Below are 20,007 nucleotides of genomic sequence, written 5' to 3'. Positions count from 1 at the left end.
AACATGCCCTCTCCCTCCCCGGGAGAGGGCATAATGCTGCATGGACTTCCGGCTTCTTGCCGATGTGAGCCGGCGTGACCCGGACCACGCGCTCGGGCCGGATCGCCGCGTCGATCGCGGTCGCGACCGCCATCCTTGTCGCCGCTCCCGTCATCTCCATCATCGCGCTGGCGATGCAGCCGGCGCCTGACGTCTGGCAGCCCCTCATCGAATACGTGCTGCCGCGGAGCCTTCTCGACACCGCGCTCCTGCTCGGCGGCGTCGGCGCCCTGTCGCTCGCGATCGGCACCGGCACGGCGTGGGCGATCTCGCTGCATGAATTCCGCGGCCGGGCGATGCTGCTCTGGCTGGTGCCGCTGCCGCTCGCGATCCCCACCTACCTCGCGGCTTACGTCTATGTCGACTTGTTCGAGCCGCTCGGCCTGGTCCACCGGACGCTCGCGGTCTGGCTTCCGCTGCAGGACGCGGTGCGCGCGCTCCCGAATTTGCGCTCGCTGCCCGGTGCCATCATCGTAATCGCGCTGGTGCTCTATCCTTACGTCTATCTTTCGGCGCGCACGATGTTCCAGTTCCAGAGCGCGGAGTTCGCTGAAGCGGCGAAGACGCTCGGCGCCGGGCGCTGGACCACCTTCTGGCGCATCTCGCTGCCGATGGCACGTCCCGCGCTCGCGGTCGGCACAGCGCTGGTGTCGCTGGAAACGCTGAACGACATCGGCGCCAGCGAATATCTCGGCGTCCGCACGCTCACGGTCTCGGTGTTCACGACCTGGCTCAACCGCGGCAGCCTTGCCGGCGCCGCGCAACTGTCCTGCTTCATGCTGGCGATCGTGGCCGGACTTATCGCAATTGAACGCTACGGACGGCGCAACGTCACGACAGAGTTTTCCGCCGAAAGCCCGCGGCTGACGCAACGGACGCCGCTTGCCGGCATCAAGGGCGGTTTGGCATTCGCAGCCTGCCTGCTGCCGGTCTGCCTCGGATTCCTGGTGCCGCTGTTGTATCTGGCGCATCAGAGTTTCAAGCGCGGGCTGTTTGCGAATTTCGACATGGCGCTGTGGCGCGACGCCTTCAACTCGATAGCGTTCGCGAGCCTTGCCACGCTGACCGCGCTGCTGCTCGGCTTTGCGACCATTCTGGCCTGGCGCTGGCGACCGAGCCGGCTGCGCTTCGTCGCGATGAACATCGCGCAACTGGGTTACACGCTGCCCGGGCTCGTGCTGGCGCTCGGGCTGCTCGCGCCCGTGCTCGCCATCGACAACGCGCTGAACACGCTCGCCGCATCGCTCGGACAATCGCTGCCGGGACTGATCATGGTCGGCTCCGGCGCCGCCGTGGTCATCGCCTACGTGATCCGCTTTCTGGCGGTGCCGACCGGTTTCATCAAGGCAGGGTTCGAGCGGATCCCGCGCGATTACGACGACAGCGCGCGCGCCGTCGGCGCCGGCCAGACCACGACAATGCGGCTGATCCACCTGCCGCTGCTGCGTCCCGCCATGCTGGGCGCCGTCATCGTGGTGTTCGTGGATTGCCTGAAGGAGTTGCCGGCAACGCTGCTGCTGCGGCCGCTCAACGTCGAGACGCTGGCCACCTCGATCTACCAATACGCCAGCCGCGGCAGCTTTGAGGAAGGCGCGCTAGCAGCGCTGCTGATCGTCGCCGCCAGCATCGGCCCGGTGGCGTGGCTGACGCGGTTTTCGGACATACCGAGCGGGCCGGCGTGAGTTGACGCCGTAGGGCGGGCAAAGCGAAGCGTGCCCGCCATTCAGGACGGAAATCGAGGGATAGATGGTGGGCACGCTTCGCTATGCCCACCCTACGAATTTCCTAAATCGCGCGCACAAACCGCCTAAAGCCCGGTGAACCCGTGATCGCCTCGAATACCGGATCGCGCTTTTCTTCGGCGAATGCGAAGCCAGCCTTGGCATAACACCGCTCCGCCGCTTCGTTGCCGATCAGGAACGAGATCGACGCCCGCTCGAAGCCTGCTTGCCTTCCGGCCGCGAGCGCGTGATCGATCAGGGCCTGCACCAGTCCGCGCCCGCGATACGCCGGCAGCGTCGCGACATGCTCGATCAGCCACTCGCCCTCGCCGCCTTGCACCCAGCAATTCGCTCCATAGGCGCCACGCCGGAAGATCGCCTTCTGATCGGCGGCGCTCAGCCCTATCGCGGTCGCCACCTCCCGGATCGCCGCCCGCGCGGCGGCCTCGGTGCCGGCAGCAGGCAGCGCGCAGAGCGATGCCGCCGGCTCGCCCTCGACCTCAGCGACGATGAATTGGGTGATGTGCCACCACGATTGCGTTGGCGCGATCGCGATGCATTCGACGAACGCCAGGCATTGCGGCTCGTCCCAGCCAAGCGCGATGTCGAACCAGCCACGCGGGAACGGGCCGCGCTGCGACGACAGGATGTTGCGGCCTATGAAACTTGCGTCGTCAGCGCGCGCGGGACGGATCGCAGGTTGCGACCGCCCCGCCGCCATGACGTCAGGCGTTCTTCAGTGCGACGCGGAATTCGGCTTCGGTCTTCGCCTTCACCTCATCCAGCGTGACGCCGTCGGCGAGCTCGATCAGCGCCATGCCGTCCTTGCCGTGCTTGTCGATGGTGAAGACGGCGAGATCCGTCACCACCATGTCGACCACGCGCTCGCCGGTCAGCGGCAGATTGCACGTCTTCAGCAGTTTCGGGCCGTCCTTGGCGGAGTGCTCCATGACGACGACGACGCGCTTGACGCCGGCGACGAGGTCCATCGCGCCGCCCATGCCCTTCACCATCTTGCCGGGGATCATCCAGTTGGCGAGATCGCCATTCTGCGCCACCTGCATTGCGCCGAGAATTGAGAGATCAATATGCCCGCCGCGCACCATGCCGAAGGAATCGGCCGAGGAGAAATAGCTGGTGTCAGGCAGTTCGCTGACCGTCTGCTTGCCGGCGTTGATCAGGTCGGCGTCCACCTCATCCTCATAAGGGAACGGTCCCATACCGAGCATGCCGTTCTCGCTCTGCAGGCTGACGTCGATGTCCTCGGGGATGTAGTTCGAGACCAGCGTCGGAATGCCGATGCCGAGGTTGACGTAATAGCCATCGCGCAACTCTTTCGCGGCGCGCGCAGCCATCTGTTCACGGGTCCAGGCCATGTCAGTTCTCCTGTGTCGCGCTTATGCTGCGGGCCGCGGGCGGGTGTTGCGGAACTCGATCCGCTTCTTGGCCGTGCCCACTTCGATGATGCGCTTGACGAAAATGCCGGGGGTGTGGATGTGGTCGGGATCGAGTTCGCCGGCCGGAACCAGCTGCTCGACCTCGGCCACGGTGATCTTCGCAGCCGTGGCCATCATCGGGTTAAAGTTGCGCGCGGTCTTGCGGTAGATCAGGTTGCCGGCGGTGTCGCCCTTCCAGGCGTGGACGATGGCCAGATCAGCGAACAGGCCGCGCTCCATGATGTATTTCTCGCCGTCGAATTCCTTCACTTCCTTGCCTTCGGCGATCAGCGTGCCGACGCCGGTCTTGGTGAAGAAAGCCGGGATACCGGCGCCGCCGGCGCGGATGCGCTCGGCCAGCGTGCCCTGCGGATTGAATTCGAGTTCCAGCTCGCCGGCGAGGTATTGCTGCGCGAACAGCTTGTTCTCGCCGACATAGGACGAGATCATCTTTTTGATCTGCCGCGTCTCCAGCAGCCTGGAGAGGCCGATGCCGTCGACACCCGCATTGTTGGAGATGACAGTCAAACCCTTGACCCCGGAATCGCGGATCGCGTCCGACAGGGTTTCGGCGATACCGCACAGGCCGAAGCCGCCGGACATGATCATCATGCCGTCCTTGAGAACGCCATCGAGCGCCGATTTGGCGTCGGGGTAAACCTTTTTCATGGAATATGACCTGATGGAGGGAACCGCCGTAAGCCGGCATTATCTCCGAATTATTAGGCGAATTCTTCGCGGTGCGTCAATGACGCGGGGATTATGCCGCCGAACCGCCCACCGGGCGCCACCTCGGCCTTGAAAGCGTCAAGAAAACCCTTCAAGTTGTGTGGGTTGGCACGGGCTTAACCAGTGCGCCGCCTGCCTGAACAAACATAGACCCTTAATCAACAAGTCCCCGTAGCATCAACCCGAGTTCGGTTTAGCCAGATCCGGATATGTCATTGACGATGCCCCAAGGAATGAAGCGCCTCGGGATGCCGATTGCGGCGCTGTTCGGCGCGGCCGTGCTCGCCCTGATCGGAACCTCCTGGTTCCTCAACCGCGACGCGCTGCGCCAGGCCGTCGAGGCGCAGATACGCGAGGTCACCGGGCTCGATCTGATCGTGTCAGGCGCGATCGACGTTTCGGTGTTTCCGGGCAGCTACGTCTCCTTTCACAATGTCGGGCTGAAGGGCGGCGGCACCACTGATCCCGCGCTGCAGGTCGACGTGCTGACCGCGAACCTGCGCCTGCTGCCATTGCTGCTGCGCCGCTTTGAAATCGCCGACGTCATGATGTTGCGGCCGCATATCCGCGTCATCAGGGAAGCGGGCGGCGAGAGCAACTGGACGCCGTTCGTCGAACGGATCGCGCGCACGATGAAGCCGGGCGCTGAAAACCAGGTGTCGTTTTCCGAAATCAGGATTCAGGACGGCGTGCTCAAATACGAGGACGCGGCCAATCATGTCACCGAGCAGCTCGGCGACATCGATTTGTCGCTGGCGTGGCCGTCGATCTCGCGGTCGTTCGCGGCGACCGGGCAATTCGACTGGCGCGGAGAGCGCGTCGACGGCTCGATCTCGGCCAGCGACTTCGTCGCGATGCTGTCGGGCGACCGCTCCGGCCTGAAGGCGCGCATCGTCAGCGCGCCGTTGAAACTGGCCTTCGACGGCTCGGTCGCCAACCGCACCAGCCTGATGATGGAAGGCACGGTGACCGTCGACAGCCTGTCGCTGCGCAATGCGATGCGCTGGATGGGACAGCCGGTGCCCGGCAGCGGAGGGTTCGGCCGCTTTACGCTGAGAGCCCGCGCCAATGTCGTCGGCGCCTCGGTCGCGCTGACCAACGTGAATGTCGAACTCGACGGCAATGCCGCCGAGGGCGTGATGACGGTGGCCAATAACGGCCGCCAGACGCTGCAGGCGACGCTCGCCGCGGGCAACCTCGATTTCACGCCCTACATCTCCACCGTGCGCCTGCTGGCGAGCGGCGCGCGCGACTGGAACCGGCAATTGTTCGACCTCACTTCGCTTTCCGCCACCGATCTCGACATGCGCCTGTCGGCGGCGCGGGTGACGGTCGGCCCTACAAAACTCGGCCGCACGGCATTCGGCGCCAATTTGCGCGGCGGCGCGCTGGCGCTCTCGATCGGCGAAGCGCAGATGTATGGCGGCATCGCCAAGGGCTCGATCGGCATCGCGCGTTCCGATGCGATCGCCGACGTCAAGGCGCAATTCCAGTTCACCGACGTCGATCTGCAGGCCTGCGCCGGCGAATTGTTCGGGATCACAAAACTCTCCGGCCGCGGCAATCTCGGGGTTTCGCTGATGGCCTCCGGCTCGAGCCCGTTCGGCCTCGCCTCCTCGCTCGACGGCACCGCCACGCTGATCGGCCATGACGGCGCGATTGCGGGCTTCAATGTCGAACAACTCCTCAAGCGCCTGGAGCGCCGGCCGCTGGCCGGCGGCGGCAATCTGCGCTCGGGTTCGACGCCCTACGATAATCTTAACGTTTCGGTGCGCTTCAACGACGGCATCGCCACCGTCGAGGACGTCCGCGTCGACGGCCCGACGACGCGCCTGACGCTAACCGGCACGGCCTCCGTGCCGGCCCGCGAATACGACCTCAAGGGCGTCGCCAGCCTGACGCCTGCGGCCAACAGCGGCGACAAGGGATTTGAACTCCCCTTCGTGGTTCAGGGCCCATGGGACGATCCGCTGGTATTTCCCGATCCCGAAAGCCTGATCCGCCGCTCGCCGGGGGCTGCGCCGTTGCTCGATGCCGTGAAGGACCGCAAGACGCGCGATGCGGTGCGCTCGGTGATCGAGCGATTTACCGGCGGTGGGCAGAAGCCGGCGGCGCCGGAAACGGCGGATGGGGCGAAGGCGAACTAGCTTTCGGTCTCGGTCGGACGCGTAGCCCGGATGAGCGCAGCGATATCCGGGGTCTTATCTGCAATCCCGCATATCGCTTCCGCCTACGCTCTTCGAGCTACCGCGGACAAGCCGCTCATGCGGGCTACGTCAATTAAACGAGAGCGGCTTGAGGACCAGTCGCCGGGCGACCAACTCCGTACTATGCTTGGCGCAACGCAGGATTGGAGCTTGCCCGGATGAGTAGCAACGTTGACGTTACCTTCGACGCCTACATGCTCTTCGTATTGCTGACGGTTGCTACGATCGCTTCGATGTATCTCGCCGGTCGGATTGCTGAACGTCGCGGACGGCGCTTTACGGTCTGGACGTGGATTGCCGCGCTTATCGGGCCGCTGGCGCTGCGATTGATATTCCTGTTTCCGAATCTGCATCGCAAGAACACCAGCCTCGGCTAGGCAAGTGTAGCGTAGCCCGGACAAGCGGAGCGTCATCCGGGACCTTACTCTGCCACAAGAGATAGGATCTGACCCGACTGCACCAACTCTTCGGCGGCCCGTTCCATGTGAGCTCTTGTTACAGACGGCGCGATCACCAGGTTTGGCTCAAAGAATATTGGGCCACGCTCGAACTCACCTTCAATCGCTTGGGTGTGACGCGCCAGATCATAGAAGTTGATCTGGTACCGCCTTTCCGCCACGACGATCCGCGCCTCGGAAAACCACCCCTTGGATTCTAATATCCATTCGTAATCCTCAAAGTCCGTGGGCAACTCAAGAGAGAAACTGGACACTGCGAACTCCATTTCTGGATTACTCATGCGGGCTAGGAACATGACCCTTCAGGGAATGTTATCGCCCCTGCCACCCCCCACCCCATACGGCTTGTTGAGAAAATAACTCCGGTTGCCCAGCGCGGCTTCGGCATACTGATCGATCGCAACGATGATCGCCTGCACATGCGCGTGGCACCAGCCTTCCCGCGTCGCCTGGATGCGGACTTCCGCCAGGGCCTTTATCCATGGCGGGTTATCCGCGTTGTGGTCGTACCATCTGAGCGGTCCTGACATCGCTGGCCCCTGTTGATGAAGTCTTCCAGCTCCGCCCGCTTGCGCGAGAGCAGGAGCTGCGCCCGCGCGTTGTCGAGGCCGGATTGATCGAGCCGGCGCGCAAGCTGGTCCAGTTCGCCAATCCGCCGGCGCAGGACTTGAATCGCCTCATCGCTCACGGCGGCCTCGAGCCTTTTCCGTTCCGGTTGAATCGGAACGGGGCTCTGGATTTTTGATGTGACGCGTTTTCTTGACGCCAACCGGTCTCGACCCCGGATCAAGTCCGGGGCTGGCTTTCGCCGGAAAACGCGCTGGCGCCCCGTTCGCGGGTTTTCTGCCGGCCGCGCGGACATCCAGCTTCAGCCGCTCGTCAACATTGAGCAGCCGCTCTTCGCCGCCAAGCCGGTTTCGCTCGCCGAGCAGGCCGAGCATGACGACCCGCATGGACATCAGGTGAACCGCAGCCTCCGAGCAGTCCTCATCCCGGTTGACCCGTTTGCGAATATTATCCTCCGCGCTCAGCATCTCCGCCCGCAAGAACCTGATTTTTCTACGAATTTCATTCAATTTGTTGTCCATGGGCCACCTCGCAAGGGTTGAAGCCTATAAGAACAAATAAAGAACAAATTTCAAGTTAAGAGTTGAGCCCAGATTAAAGATTCTTTGGAGCTACCCGATGTCCCGCCTCCCCGGCCAGGTCGACGCGCCGATGACGCCCCGCCAACTGGCGACGCTCCGCACCCTCAGCGCCGAGGCGTATCAGCCGAAATTGTTCGAGAGGGATCTGACGGCGCGGGAAGCCGAGCGGCGGATCGCGGCGCTGAAGGCGGAGATCGAGCTGGCGAATTCGTTTTGAAGCAAGCGTAGCCCGAATGAGCGCAGTGATATCCGGGCCTTGATCCCACACCGCGCTGCGCTCATGCGGGCTACTTGCTGAGTCACTACCCAAATTGGGTATTGCCTCAGTTTTGAAATTTCGATTTCGGTAACCCGCTTCTTGTAAGGTCCACGAAGAGCAGGCGCTTGGTTTGCATTCATCAGCGCGGCGCAACCAACCTCATGTAATACTTTATCGGCAATTCCTGCAGCGATTGCAGGGGTTACGGCCAATGTCTTTTGAATTCGCATGAAGTTGTGAAAGTAGAAGCAGAGCGTCACGGCGTGGCAATGATTCTCACCGTGCAACAAACTCCATTTCCCGAGCATGATGTGTTGGCTCCGGAATTTAAGGTAGCCGCTGAACCGCTCCGCTCGCCTGCGCGCAGGCTTGTCGCAGGCCGAACTTGCGGCCCGGATGGGCACCAGCCAATCCACTTTCGCGCGGCTTGAAAACAGCCAGACGCTTCCGAGCACCAAGACGATCCTGCGCTACGCAGAAGCCACCGGCAGCCGAGTACGCGTACCGCTATCGGCGGGCTGACGCATCACCAAGCATGGCGCGATGATCGCAACGCCATCTCCCGCCTTCGCTATCCAGTTCCCCCCCAAATCACCCCCAATAACTCGCGCACCGCTCGTGTGCGTACTTCCTTGTGCACATTGCACACGAGACCGCGGGTGCAGCGCGCACCCGGTCTTCCCTGCGCCCTCTGAGCAATAGGGCGGGAAGTCTCTAGCAAACCTCGGGCGCTATGCGCCGCGAGAATGCGAAACTGTATCCACCGTCATTGCGAGCGCAGCGAAGCAATCCATGTCGCAGCATAAAGAAAGAATGGATTGCTTCGCTTCGCTCGCAATGACGTGGAGAGACCGCGGCGTACTGGATGCCCCGCCGGAGCCTGTCATCGGGCTCGCCGAAGGCGAGACCCGGTGGCGGGGCATGACGGTTTTGCGTGCTGCGACAATCCGGATCGCTTCTGGTATCCGAGGGCGCAAATGATTGAACCAAAATGATTGAACCGTAACGCCCGGACATATGCGGGCGCTTTGCCGCATTTGCGCCCGGAATGTCCCCCTACAGAAGTCTGCTATCGACCATCTGGATCGCGCCGCATGGTTGCGCTATCTTTTATCCAACCGGTTAAAAAGCCGGCGGTTTTCAGGGAGAACAACGTGATATCCAAGAAATTAGGCGGGCTTTCACTCGCGGTCGCAGCCGTCGGGCTGTTTTACGCCACGGCACCCGCGCTGGCCCAGCAAAAGACCATCACCGTCTGGTTCGGCAAGGGCTTTTATAAGTCCGAGGACGACGCGCTTTTAGAGGCGATCAAGAAATTCGAGGCCAAGACCGGCATCAAGGTCGAACTGTCGCAATACGCCATCCAGGACATGATCCCGAAGACGGTGGCGGCGCTGGATTCCGGCACCGTGCCGGATGTCGCCTATTCCGACAGCTATGACGTGCAGGCGCAGGGCAAATGGGCATTCGAGGGCAAGCTCGAGGACCTCGGCGACATCCTGACGCCGATGAAATCGGCTTTCGCGCCAAACACGCTGGAAACCGCGCTGCTCTATAACGACGTCACCAAGAAGAAGGCCTATTACGGCTTTCCGCTGAAGCAGCAGAGCATGCACGTCCAGATCTGGCAGGACATGCTGGAGCAGGCCGGCTTCAAGCAGAGCGACATCCCGACCAAGTGGGAAGATTACTGGTCGTTCTGGTGCGACAAGGTGCAGCCGGCGATCCGCAAGGCCACCGGCCAGCGCGTCTACGCCGTCGGCCAGCCGATGGGCGTTGAATCCACTGATAGCTTCCAGTCGTTCTACACCTTCATGGACGCCCACAACGTCAAGCTGGTCGATGACGACGGCAAGCTTACGGTCGACGATCCCAAGGTGCGGGAAAACCTGATCAAGGCGATGAAGGATTACACCGACACCTACACCAAGACCTGCTCGCCGCCCTCCTCCACCACCTGGAAGGACCCCGACAACAACGTCGCCTTCCACAACAAGACGATCGTGATGACGCATAACTTCACGATCTCGATCGCCGCGAAATGGCTCGACGACGCCAACAACCCGGCGCTGACGCCGGAACAGCGCGCGCTCGGCAAGAAGAACTATGACGAGACCATCATCACCGCCTCGTTCCCCAACAAGCCGGACGGTACGCCGATCAAGTACCGCTCGGATGTCAAGACCGGGCTGATGTTCACGGTCGCCAAGAACAAGGCCGAAGGCAAGGAGTTCATCAAGTTCCTGCTGCAGGAAGAGAACGTCCGCCCCTATATCGAGGGCGCGCTCGGCCGCTGGTTCCCGGTGACGACGGCCAGCCAGCAGAGCCCGTTCTGGCAGGCTGACCGGCATCGCAAAGCGGTCTACAATCAGTTCACCGGCGGCACCACGCCGTTCGACTTCACCAAGAACTGGAAGTTCACGATTTTGAACAACGAGAACGTCTGGGCCAAGGCAATGAACCGCGTGGTAAGCGAGAAGGTGCCGGTCGACAAGGCCGTCGACGAACTGATCGCCCGCATCAAGCAGGTCGCTGGGTAGTCCTATCCTCTCCCTCTCCCCGCCCTTCGCGGGGAGAGGGTCGGGGTGAGGGGCTCCCTCCACGAGTGACGCTCGTGGAAAGTCCTGTACCCCCTCACCCGGATTGCTTCGCAATCCGACCTCTCCCCGCAAGCGGGGCGAGGTTCAAAGATTCGAGTGACGAGTTTAGACTATGGCAATTACGCTTTCGGGCGATCACGCGATACCAAGCCCGCCTCTGTCAGCCCGGCTGACCACACCGCAGGTCTGGGGCATCGTGCTGCTGGCGCCCTATCTGCTCGTGTTCCTCGCCTTCGTGGTCTATCCGGTCGGCTATGGCCTCTGGCTGGCGCGGCATCCGGCGAGCTATGTCGCGCTCTGGCACGACCCGATCTTCGCGCGCGCCGCCGTCAACACGTTGATTTTCCTGCTGGTCGGCATCAACCTCAAAATGGCGATCGCGCTGTTTTTATCCGGCTTCTTCGCGCAGCAGCGCACCTGGATCAAATGGCTGTCGGTGCTGTTCATCCTGCCCTGGGCGGTGCCGTCGATTCCGACCATTCTCTCCGTGCGGTTCATGTTCAATCCGGAATGGGGCGTGGTCAACCAGCTGATTTTCAAGTTCACCGGCGAAGACGGCCCGAACTGGCTGAACGACCCGACGGTGGCGCTTTCCATGGCGATCGGCGTGCACATCTGGAAATCGCTGCCGTTCTGGACGCTGATCCTGATGACCGGGCGCCTTGCGATCTCGCATGACCTCTATGAGGCGGCCGAGGTCGACGGCGCGAGCTGGTCGCAGAAATTCCGCTACATCACCTGGCCGTCGATGCAGACGCTCTACATCACCTGCACGCTGCTCTCGATGATCTGGACGCTCGGCGATTTCAACAGCGTCTACCTGCTCACCGGCGGCGGCCCCGCCGACCTCACCCACGTGCTGGCTACCCTCGGCATCCGCTATCTCAGGCTCGACCAGCTGAGTCTTGCGATGGCGTCCATCGTCTGCGCGCTGCCGTTCGTGCTGCCGCTGGTCTATTTCATGATGAAACGGTTGTCGCGATGAAGCTGCCAACACTCCGCGAAGTCGGCACCGAAACAAAGCTGCTGCTGATCGGCATCCCCGTGTTCATCTGGACCATGGTGCCGATCTACCACATGTTCCTGTTCGCGATCTCGCCGAAGGAAGATGCGTTCTCGGGCAAGCTGTGGCCAACGCATCCGACGCTGAATAATTTCAACATCGTGTTCCACCAGCAGCATTACTTCCTGCGCGATTTCTGGATCCAGTTCCTCAATTCGGTGGTGATCGCGCTTTCGGCGGGAACACTGACGTTGATGATCGCGACCGCGGCCGCGTTCTCGATCTCGCGGCTTCGCGTGCCCGGCGGGCGCTGGGTGATGAATCTCGCGCTGTTCACCTATTTCATCCCGGCGGCGTTCCTCGCCGTGCCGATGTACCGCACCATGGGCAATTACGGCCTCTTGAACAATCACTGGTCGCTGATCCTCGCGATGGTGACGATCGCTTCCCCTTACGCGATCTGGGTGCTGAAGCAGGCGTCCGACAAGCTGCCGGTCGAACTCGATGAAGCCGCCACCATGGACGGCGCCACCACGCTGCAACTGTTCCGCCTGGTCTATGTGCCCTTGATGATGCCCTCGCTGGTCGCGATCGGCACCTACGCGATCCTGCTGGCGTGGAACGAATATCTCTACGCGTTCCTGCTGCTCTCCAAGGACACCGAAATCACGCTTCCCGTGGCGCTCGGCAACTTCCTGGCCGCCGACGACTCGCCGTGGGAGTTGCTGATGACCACCGGCTTCATCTATGCGCTGCCGCCGGCTGCGATCTATTACGCGTTCAAGCGCTATATGGTGGGGGGACTGACCGCGGGGGCGGTGAAGTCGTGATAGTCGCCATCCCGTCATTCCGGGATGGTCCGCAGGACCAGACCCGGAATGTCGAGATTCCACAATGTGCAATTGCACATTGGGGTTCGATGCTTCGCATCGCCCCGGAATGACGGAGCTACAGCGGCGCTGCGCTCTCGCCTTGCGAGCTCGACAGTTTCGAGGCGAGTGAAGCGATCACGATGACCACCGCGATCAGCGCGATCACCATGGTGCAGATCGCGTTGATCTCGGGCTTCACCCCCAGCCGCACCTCGGAATAGATCCGGATCGGCAGCGTCGCCGATCCGGGGCCAGTCGTGAAACTCGCGATCACGACGTCATCGAGCGAAAGCGTGAAGGCCAACATCCAGCCTGCGGCAATCGCCGGAATGATCAGCGGCAAGGTCACGCGAAGAAATGCCTGCACCGGATCGCAGCCGAGATCCATCGCCGCCTCCTCCAGGCTGCGGTCGAGCGAGGCGAGGCGCGACTGTACCACCACGGTAACGAAGCACATGGTCAGCGTGGTGTGGGCGATCGTCACCGTCCAAAAGCCGCGCTCGGCGTTCAGCGCCACGAACAGCAACAATAGAGAAAGCCCGGAGATCACCTCCGGCATCACCAGCGGCGCATAGAGCATGCCGGAAAACAGCGAACGCCCCCTGAAGCGCTCGCCGCGAACCAGCCCGACCGCCGCCAGCGTGCCGAGCAGCGTTGCGATCGTGGCGGAAACCGCAGCGACGCGAAGGCTCATCCAGGCGGCGTCGAGCATCGCGCGATCGTTGAAGAACTCATGGTACCACCGCAGCGACCAGCCGCCCCACACCGTGACGAGCCGCGAGGCGTTGAACGAATAGATGACGAGGATCACGATCGGCAGGTACAGAAACGCCATCCCGAGCGCGAGCGCGGTGATGTTGAACGGCGATAGCCTGTTGACCTTGCCAGCCATCAACCCTCACCTCCGAGCTGACGGCGCTGCAGCCGGTCGTAGAGCAATAGCGGCGGCACCAGCAGCACCAGCAGCGCAACCGCAGCCGCCGCGGCGACCGGCCAGTCCTTGTTGGTGAAGAATTCCAGCCACAGCGTCTGGCCGATCATCATCGAGCCGGAGCCGGCGAGCAGATCGGGGATGACGAACTCGCCGACGATCGGGATGAAGCACAGCAGCGCACCGGCGCCGACCCCCGGCAAGGACAGCGGAAACGTTACCAGCCAGAACGCTCTCCCGGGCGACGCACCGAGATCACTTGCCGCTTCCAGCAGCGAGGGATCCATCCTGGCCAGCGTCGCATAGAGCGGCAGGATCATGAACGGCAGGTAGGAATAGACGATGCCGATATACATCGCGGTATCGGTCGAGAGCCACACCACCGGTGTCGAGACCAGATGCAGCGCGAGCAGAATTTTATTCAACAGCCCGTCATGCTGCAAAATATTGATCCAGGCATAGATGCGGATCAGGAACGAGGTCCAGAACGGAATGATGACCAGCATCATCGCAATCGCCTGCCGGCGTTGCGGCAGCCGCGCCATGCCATAGGCGATGGGATAGCCGATCAACAACAGGATCAATGTCGAGGTCACCGCGACGACGAGGCTGCGCAAATAAGAGCTGATGTAGAGGCTGTCCGAGACCAGCAGCGTGAAATTATCCAGCGAGAGCTGCGCGAAGGCCGCCTTGATCGCCGCCCACCCTTCGGTGAAATCGAACACCGGCATGTAGGGCGGCTGCGCGATCGCGGTCTGTGACAGGCTGATCTTCAGCACGAAGCCGAACGGCACCAGGAAGAACAGCACCATCCAGACATAGGGCGCGATCGCGGCATAGCGTGCTGGCTGCGCGAAGATGCGGCGCGCGCTCATTGCTCCAGCACCACGCAATCATCAGGCGTGAACCACGCCAGCACGCGCTGGCCAGCGCGAAGGGTATCGATATCGAGCCGCGCGGTATTGGCCATCGACGAGCGCACCACCGCGCCGGAATCGAGCTTGATCTTGTAGACGGTCGAACCGCCGAGATAGCCGACATCGGTGACGACACCTTCGAGCCGGTTGATCGCCTGCGAATTATCCGCATCCGACGCCGGGCCGCGGCGCGACAGTTTTACCTTCTCGGGGCGGACCGCGACCGTGACGCTGGTCTTGGTAATAGGCTGGCGCGGGTCCGTGACCACGATGGCGCCGCCGTCCCGGGTCGCAACCGTCAGGCGATGATGTTCGTGCGAGGAGACCTCGCCCTCGAACAGGTTGACGTCGCCGACGAACTCGGCGACCCAGCGCGTGGCCGGCGCCTCATAAAGGTCGCGCGGGGTCGCGACCTGTTGGAGCCGGCCGGCATCCATCACGCCGATTCTGCTGGCCATCGTCATCGCCTCCTCCTGGTCGTGGGTGACGATGATGAAGGTCATGCCGAGACGGCGCTGCAGCTCCATCAGCTCCAACTGCGTGCTCTCCCGCAGCTTTTTGTCGAGCGCGGCCAGGGGCTCGTCGAGCAACAGAACCTTGGGCCGCCGCGCCAGCGAGCGCGCCAGCGCCACGCGCTGCTTCTGGCCGCCGGAAAGCTGGTCCGGCTTGCGCTTCTCCATGCCCCCGAGCTTGACCAGCGCCACCATCTCGGCCACGCGGGTATCGATGGCGGCGCGCGGCATGCCAGCGCGCTTCAGCCCGAACGCGATATTGTCCCGCACGTTGAGATGCGGAAACAGCGCGTAGTTCTGGAACATCATGTTGACGGGACGCTCGTGCGGCAGCACCGGCGCAATGTCGCGGCCGCCAAGCAGGATGCGGCCCTCGTCCGGCGTCTCGAAGCCGGCAAGCATTCGCAGCAACGTGGTCTTGCCGCAGCCGCTCGGACCCAATAGCGCAAAGAACTCGCCCGCCCCGATGTCGAGCGAGAGCCGGTCCACCGCGCGAAAACTCCCGAAGCTCTTAGAGACTCCCTCGATACGGAGCAGCGGCATGTCATCGGCCGCGTCGACAGACGAAGCAGGCCTCGCCGGCACGGCTGCCGTATCGATTTTCGGCGTATCGATATCAGGCGATTCCCCGGTCATGCCACCTGCCAGTCCTGTCATGGTCGCACGCTAGCGGCGGATCGGCATCGGCTCAACCGGCCCGGAACCAGCAGCCACAATATTCTGGATGCGGGTGCCGTCTCTGGTAAGGTTCGGAGCTCGCAGAAAGCCGGCCGCCGCGCGATACGAAGCATCGGGAGGGATTTGATGACTGTTCGGAATCTACTGGCCGCGACGGCGATTTCCTTCCTGCTCGCCAGCTCGGCCGCCGCACAGGAAGCCCTCGTGAGCTACAAATCGTTGAGCCCCGAACTGGCGCTCGACCTGGCGCGCGCGACGTTGGCGGATTGCAGAAAGCGCGGCTTTCAGGTGACGGTCGCCGTCGTCGACCGCTTCGGCATCACGCAAGTCTTGCTGCGCGACCGCTTCGCGGGCCCTCACACGGTGTCGACCGCTTCAGGCAAGGCATGGACCGCGGCCAGCTTTCGCACCAGCACGACCGAACTCATCGCCATCAGCCAGCCCGGGATGATGCAGGCCGGAATTCGCCACCTGCCTGGCGCCGTGATCGTCGGCGGCGGATTGACGGTTGAAGCGGCCGGCTCGCTGCTGGGCGCTGTCGGCGTCTCCGGGGCTCCCGGCGGCGACGCGGACGAGGCCTGCGCCAAGGCGGGCATCGACGCCGTGCGCGACAAGCTCGATTTCTAGCCGTGACGATGCCATCGCCCAGGGATAAGAACAATGAACCACGACAGATATGGCCTCACGCTGACCACCGCCTCCGATCGCGCCGCCGCGCATTACCGTGACGGCGTCGACTGCATGCTGTCGGCCTGGCACGGCGCCGAGGATGCCTTTGACAAGGCGATCGCGGAAGATCCGGGCTTCGCGCTCGCGCATATCGGGCGCGCCCGGCTGCATCAGCTCAGCATGGAAGGCGGCAAGGCGCGCGCCATGGCGGCGCGGGCCCGTGAACTGGCCGCCGGCGCGACGCCCCGCGAAAAAAGCCATGTCGAGATCATGGCCGCCGTGATCGAGAGCAAGCCGAAAGTCGCCGTGAGCGGCGCCGAGGCGCATCTCGAAGAATATCCGCGCGATGCGCAGGTGCTGTCGATCCTGCTTGGCGCGTTCGGCCTTTACGCGTTCTCGGGTCGTCCCGACCACGATGCCGCCAAGCTCGCGATCTGTGAACGCCACGCGCGGCATTATGGCGAGGACTGGTGGTTTGTCAGTTACCTCGGCTGGTCGCACACCGAGGCGGGAAATCTCTCCACCGGCCGGACACTGTCCGAGCGCGCAATGGCGCTGCGTGCGGAAAACGCCAACGCAGCCCATGGCCTCTCGCATGCGATGTTCGAGCAAGGTGACATGGCGGTGGGCCGCGAGTTTCTCGCGCAATGGATGCCCGCGCATGATCGCAAGAGTTTTCTGCATGGGCATCTTGCCTGGCACGTCGCGCTGACCAACCTCGACGAAGGCGATCTTGATGGTGCGCTGGCGATCTACGAAGCGCATATCAAGCCGGCAGGCCGGCCCTATCCGCCGTTGAACATCTTCACCGATGGCGCCTCGCTGTTGTGGCGGCTGTCGCTGGCCGGCAAGGCCGGGCTGGAGCCGCATTGGCGGGAGGTAGCCGCTTATGGCGAGAAATACTTCCCGCAGGCGGGCGCGCATTTTGCTGACGTTCACTTCGCTCTGGCAGCGGCGACAACAGACAGCGCTGCCCTCGACACGCGACTGGCCCAACTGGAAGCGCGCGCGGCCGACGGCAAGCTGGCGCCGGGCGGCTGCGCGATCGACCTCTGTCGCGGCATCGGTGCGTTTGCGGCAGGCGACAATGACGGTGCGGTCCGCCTGCTCGAACCTGCGATTTCCGAACTGGCGCGGATCGGCGGCAGCCGCGCCCAGCGCCAGTTATGGGAAGACACGCTGATCGTCGCCTATATGCGCGCCGGTCACGGCGACAAGGCCGCCCGGCGCATCTCGGCGCGGCTCGACTGCAGGCCTTCGGCGCGCGACGAGGCCTGGTCGCGGCAGGCGCTACGAAACTGAAGTCGTCCGTGAGATCAGCTACGGCGCTCGACGGCAAATACCTCGATTGCCGCCGCGCGACCCCGCAAGCGCGCCTCCCCGAGTGCTTCCACGGCGAAAGCCGGCTTGAGCTTCATGTGGCGCAACAACTCGGCCGACACCAGCAAATTCCGGCCAACCTCCTTGCAGTGCTCCTGCAGCCGCGCCGTCACGTTCACGGTATCGCCGAAATAGGCAAGCTGTCGGCGCGAGCTGCCGCACTCGCTGATCACCACGTGACCGGCATGCAGACCGGCGCGGAAGCTCGGCACCGTGCCGAACTCCTGGCGATACGAGTCCGCTCTTTCCGCAATGCTGTCGGCAATCGCGAAGAAGCAGTCGATGCAGCGTCCGCCCGACATCCGCTCGTCAAGCGGCCACGTCACGATGACCTCATCGCCGACATAGGCGTGAACCTCGCCGCCATGCGCGACGATTGCGCCGTCGATGTCGAAGAAGAAGCGGGTGAGCAGGCCTTGCACGCGCAATTCTCCCATCGACTCGGCGAGCGATGTCGAGCCTGCGAGATCAAGGAACATCAGCACGCGCGCTTCCCGCACCGGGCTTCGGTATCGCCCAAGCGCCACATTGAACAGCACACGGCTTCCGATCAGCCGTGTCAGTTCAAAGGCTGACAAGACGAGCAGGGACGGGAAGAAGCTGATCGCAACGATGCCGGGAAGCTGCTCGATCAGCCACTTCGTCTTGATCCATTCTGCGTACAGCGTCACCTGCAAGACCAGCGCCGTGCTCGCGACGACGATAGCCATGGTCGCGGAGCGCACCGCCAGATCCATCAGCAGCGGCCACTTGCTGATCCACGCACTTCGTCGCGACGTGAAATAGAGATGAACACCCCAGGCGGCCAGTGTTATGCCCATCCCATGCAAGCTGCTCCGGAGATAGTACGGCAGCGTTGCTTCGATCGGATCGTCAATGAAGTAGCGATAGGCTATGCCCCCGAGCAGGCCGATAATGGCCAGGAAAACAGTTGGCCTGATCACACGCCGCATGTCCGATCCATTCTTCACACGGGCGCCGCCATGAACGCAGCCAGCGCCTCGCGATCCGCCGGCGGCATGGTGAGGCCGAGCTTGGTGCGCCGCCACAAGACGTCGTCCGGAAAACGCGCCCATTCCTTTTGCATGAGATAGCGTACTTCGGCTCCCGTCAATTCCGGCCCGAAGGCCGGGCCGAGGTCGCTGCGCGCCTTGACGTCACCGAGGATCTCCTTGGCGTTCGACCCGTAGGCGGCGACCAGACGCCTCGCCTGGTCCTCGCCGAGAAACCGCCAGCGCTCGCGTACTTCATCCACCTCGTTGTCAAAACAATCCCAGGCAAAATCGCCGCCGGGCAGCGGTGCCTTCGCGGTCCAGCGCGCCGACATCGGATAGAACGGCGTCAGCTTCGACACCGCCCGCTCCGCGCGCAGCCGCGAGGTGGTGACGTCGCCGCCGAAAATATTGAGCAGCGGCGCCTTGCCGCGCCCATGGTCGAGCGTTATCGCCCCATCGCGCTGATGTCGCCCGCCTGCGGAAGCCGGCACCATGTTGGCGCCCGAAAGCGTGCGCACCACGTCGACCGTCTCGATCCGCTCGCGGAAATAGCGGTTCGCCGCATCGCAGAGATAGGCGACGTCGCCAGCCGCCATCGCGACGATGGCGGGATCGCCCTTGAAGGCATGGCTGGCGGTGCCGATCAGGGTAAAATCGCGCTCATAGGGACTGGCGAAAATCAGCTGTCCGTCGCTGTTCTGGAACACATAGACGTTGTCGCTGTCGAACAGGCGGCGGACGACGATCTGGTCCATCTGTACGGCGGCCACCTTAGGCGGCGGCACGCGCAACACCGTCTCGGCGACCGACGGCGTCCAGGCGCCGGTAGCGTTGGCGACCGCCCTGGCCGTGACGATCTGGCGAAAGCCGCGATCTTTCGTCGCCAGCCGCCATTCCTTGCCGCGTTCGGCCCGGGTGCAGCGCGCGCCGGTGCGAATCACCGCGCCACGCGCCGCAGCATCGACGGCGATGAGAACCACCAGCCGGGAATCGTCCACGACGCAGTCAGAATATTCGAAGGCGGTGCCGAACGGGCGCTTCAGCGCGTTGCCCACGGGATGGTGGGTGACGTCGACGGTCGCCGAGGCCGGCAGACCGCTGCGCGAGGCCAGCCGGTCGTACAACAGCAGCCATGAGCGCAACTGCCAGGCCGGGCGTTCGTCGGAATGGGCAGGGATAGCAAACCGCATCGGGCGAACCAGATGCGGCGCTATCCTGAGCCAGACGTCGCGCTCGGCCAGCGCCGAACGGACGCGAAGGAAATGCCGGCGCTCCAGGCCTGCGAGATCGCCATGGATCAGCCGCGGCGAGGCCGAGGAGGCGCCCGCGCCGAGATCGCCCTGCTCTAGCAGGATCACGCGCAAGCCCCGTCCAGCGGCGTCGCGCGCGATGCTGACGCCGTTCAATCCGCCGCCAATGATCGCGAGATCGTAGTCCGCCATACGCAAGGCTA

At 63.3% G+C, this 20,007-nt stretch carries 21 protein-coding genes; 10 read left to right on the top strand and 11 right to left on the bottom strand.

The window, feature by feature from the left end; all coding sequences use genetic code 11:
• Nucleotides 1-74: 74 nt before the first annotated feature.
• The gene (locus V1286_RS01780) at nt 75-1,721 is read left to right on the top strand and encodes an ABC transporter permease (RefSeq protein WP_334477193.1); all 1,647 of its coding nucleotides are present in this window, start codon (nt 75-77) and stop codon (nt 1,719-1,721) included.
• 103 nt (nt 1,722-1,824) lie between these two features.
• Here V1286_RS01780 and V1286_RS01775 read toward each other — a convergent pair whose 3' ends face one another.
• The 3 genes from V1286_RS01775 to V1286_RS01765 are packed head-to-tail and all read right to left on the bottom strand — an operon-like array spanning nt 1,825 to nt 3,865.
• Nucleotides 1,825-2,481 carry a GNAT family N-acetyltransferase gene (locus V1286_RS01775; protein WP_334477191.1) on the bottom strand — a complete coding sequence of 219 codons (657 nt, stop codon included), beginning with the start codon at nt 2,479-2,481 and terminating at the stop codon, nt 1,825-1,827.
• A gap of 4 nt (nt 2,482-2,485) precedes the next feature.
• Nucleotides 2,486-3,136: a 3-oxoacid CoA-transferase subunit B gene (locus V1286_RS01770; RefSeq protein WP_334477190.1), complete on the bottom strand. Its 651-nt coding sequence runs from the start codon at nt 3,134-3,136 to the stop codon at nt 2,486-2,488.
• A 21-nt stretch (nt 3,137-3,157) separates the two neighbouring features.
• A complete protein-coding gene (locus V1286_RS01765; protein ID WP_334477189.1) occupies nt 3,158-3,865 on the bottom strand; it encodes a CoA transferase subunit A in 708 nt (235 codons plus the stop codon).
• A gap of 281 nt (nt 3,866-4,146) precedes the next feature.
• On the opposite strand from V1286_RS01765, the gene V1286_RS01760 reads away from it, so the two are divergent.
• Both V1286_RS01760 and V1286_RS01755 read left to right on the top strand, forming a co-directional pair.
• The gene (locus tag V1286_RS01760; protein ID WP_334489490.1) at nt 4,147-6,072 is read left to right on the top strand and encodes an AsmA family protein; all 1,926 of its coding nucleotides are present in this window, start codon (nt 4,147-4,149) and stop codon (nt 6,070-6,072) included.
• 218 nt (nt 6,073-6,290) lie between these two features.
• The gene (locus tag V1286_RS01755) at nt 6,291-6,509 is read left to right on the top strand and encodes a hypothetical protein (protein WP_334477187.1); all 219 of its coding nucleotides are present in this window, start codon (nt 6,291-6,293) and stop codon (nt 6,507-6,509) included.
• A gap of 44 nt (nt 6,510-6,553) precedes the next feature.
• Here the strand turns inward: V1286_RS01755 and V1286_RS01750 are convergent, their stop codons facing one another.
• The 3 genes from V1286_RS01750 to V1286_RS01740 form a co-directional block, all read right to left on the bottom strand.
• The gene (locus V1286_RS01750) at nt 6,554-6,844 is read right to left on the bottom strand and encodes a hypothetical protein (RefSeq protein WP_334477185.1); all 291 of its coding nucleotides are present in this window, start codon (nt 6,842-6,844) and stop codon (nt 6,554-6,556) included.
• Between the two features lie 48 nt (nt 6,845-6,892).
• Complete coding sequence (locus V1286_RS01745) at nt 6,893-7,120, bottom strand: hypothetical protein (protein ID WP_334477183.1); 228 nt, start codon at nt 7,118-7,120, stop codon at nt 6,893-6,895.
• A gap of 147 nt (nt 7,121-7,267) precedes the next feature.
• Nucleotides 7,268-7,678, bottom strand: coding sequence for a hypothetical protein (locus tag V1286_RS01740; protein ID WP_334477182.1), 411 nt, complete (start codon nt 7,676-7,678; stop codon nt 7,268-7,270).
• Between the two features lie 97 nt (nt 7,679-7,775).
• Between V1286_RS01740 and V1286_RS01735 the strand changes: the two genes are divergently transcribed.
• The 5 genes from V1286_RS01735 (at nt 7,776) to V1286_RS01715 (ending at nt 12,430) form a co-directional block, all read left to right on the top strand.
• Nucleotides 7,776-7,955: a DUF3072 domain-containing protein gene (locus tag V1286_RS01735; protein WP_334477181.1), complete on the top strand. Its 180-nt coding sequence runs from the start codon at nt 7,776-7,778 to the stop codon at nt 7,953-7,955.
• 438 nt (nt 7,956-8,393) lie between these two features.
• Nucleotides 8,394-8,519 carry a helix-turn-helix domain-containing protein gene (locus V1286_RS01730; RefSeq protein WP_334489488.1) on the top strand — a complete coding sequence of 42 codons (126 nt, stop codon included), beginning with the start codon at nt 8,394-8,396 and terminating at the stop codon, nt 8,517-8,519.
• Nucleotides 8,520-9,151: 632 nt separating this feature from the next.
• The gene (locus V1286_RS01725) at nt 9,152-10,537 is read left to right on the top strand and encodes an ABC transporter substrate-binding protein (protein ID WP_334477179.1); all 1,386 of its coding nucleotides are present in this window, start codon (nt 9,152-9,154) and stop codon (nt 10,535-10,537) included.
• A 172-nt stretch (nt 10,538-10,709) separates the two neighbouring features.
• Nucleotides 10,710-11,582, top strand: a complete 873-nt coding sequence (locus V1286_RS01720) for a carbohydrate ABC transporter permease (protein ID WP_334477177.1) — start codon at nt 10,710-10,712, stop codon at nt 11,580-11,582.
• Entirely contained in the window at nt 11,579-12,430 is an 852-nt protein-coding gene (locus V1286_RS01715; RefSeq protein WP_334477176.1) for a carbohydrate ABC transporter permease, read from the top strand. The genes V1286_RS01720 and V1286_RS01715 overlap by 4 nt, the downstream gene beginning before the upstream one ends.
• A 118-nt stretch (nt 12,431-12,548) precedes the next feature.
• Here the strand turns inward: V1286_RS01715 and V1286_RS01710 are convergent, their stop codons facing one another.
• From V1286_RS01710 to V1286_RS01700, 3 genes are read right to left on the bottom strand one after another with little or no spacing between them, the layout of a single operon-like run.
• Nucleotides 12,549-13,364, bottom strand: a complete 816-nt coding sequence (locus V1286_RS01710) for an ABC transporter permease (protein WP_334477175.1) — start codon at nt 13,362-13,364, stop codon at nt 12,549-12,551.
• Nucleotides 13,364-14,278 carry an ABC transporter permease gene (locus tag V1286_RS01705; RefSeq protein ID WP_334477173.1) on the bottom strand — a complete coding sequence of 305 codons (915 nt, stop codon included), beginning with the start codon at nt 14,276-14,278 and terminating at the stop codon, nt 13,364-13,366. Before V1286_RS01705 ends, V1286_RS01710 begins: the two co-directional genes overlap by 1 nt.
• On the bottom strand, nt 14,275-15,468 hold the full coding sequence (locus V1286_RS01700; RefSeq protein WP_417021091.1) for an ABC transporter ATP-binding protein: 1,194 nt from the start codon (nt 15,466-15,468) through the stop codon (nt 14,275-14,277). The genes V1286_RS01705 and V1286_RS01700 overlap by 4 nt, the downstream gene beginning before the upstream one ends.
• A gap of 168 nt (nt 15,469-15,636) precedes the next feature.
• Between V1286_RS01700 and V1286_RS01695 the strand changes: the two genes are divergently transcribed.
• Nucleotides 15,637-16,137: a GlcG/HbpS family heme-binding protein gene (locus V1286_RS01695; RefSeq protein ID WP_334477171.1), complete on the top strand. Its 501-nt coding sequence runs from the start codon at nt 15,637-15,639 to the stop codon at nt 16,135-16,137.
• A 33-nt stretch (nt 16,138-16,170) separates the two neighbouring features.
• Nucleotides 16,171-17,481 carry a tetratricopeptide repeat protein gene (locus tag V1286_RS01690; protein ID WP_334477169.1) on the top strand — a complete coding sequence of 437 codons (1,311 nt, stop codon included), beginning with the start codon at nt 16,171-16,173 and terminating at the stop codon, nt 17,479-17,481.
• A gap of 14 nt (nt 17,482-17,495) precedes the next feature.
• On the opposite strand, the gene V1286_RS01685 is transcribed toward V1286_RS01690, so the two are convergent.
• Nucleotides 17,496-18,512 (bottom strand): adenylate/guanylate cyclase domain-containing protein, encoded by a 1,017-nt coding sequence (locus V1286_RS01685; RefSeq protein ID WP_334477167.1) that lies wholly within the window; start codon nt 18,510-18,512, stop codon nt 17,496-17,498.
• Between the two features lie 14 nt (nt 18,513-18,526).
• Nucleotides 18,527-19,996, bottom strand: a complete 1,470-nt coding sequence (locus tag V1286_RS01680) for a glycerol-3-phosphate dehydrogenase (RefSeq protein ID WP_334489485.1) — start codon at nt 19,994-19,996, stop codon at nt 18,527-18,529.
• Between the last annotated feature and the right edge of the window lie 11 nt (nt 19,997-20,007).

The organism is Bradyrhizobium algeriense (assembly GCF_036924595.1).
GTDB lineage: Bacteria > Pseudomonadota > Alphaproteobacteria > Rhizobiales > Xanthobacteraceae > Bradyrhizobium > Bradyrhizobium algeriense.
Note: the sequence above shows the minus strand (reverse complement) of the source record. Positions and strands in the feature narration are given on the sequence as shown.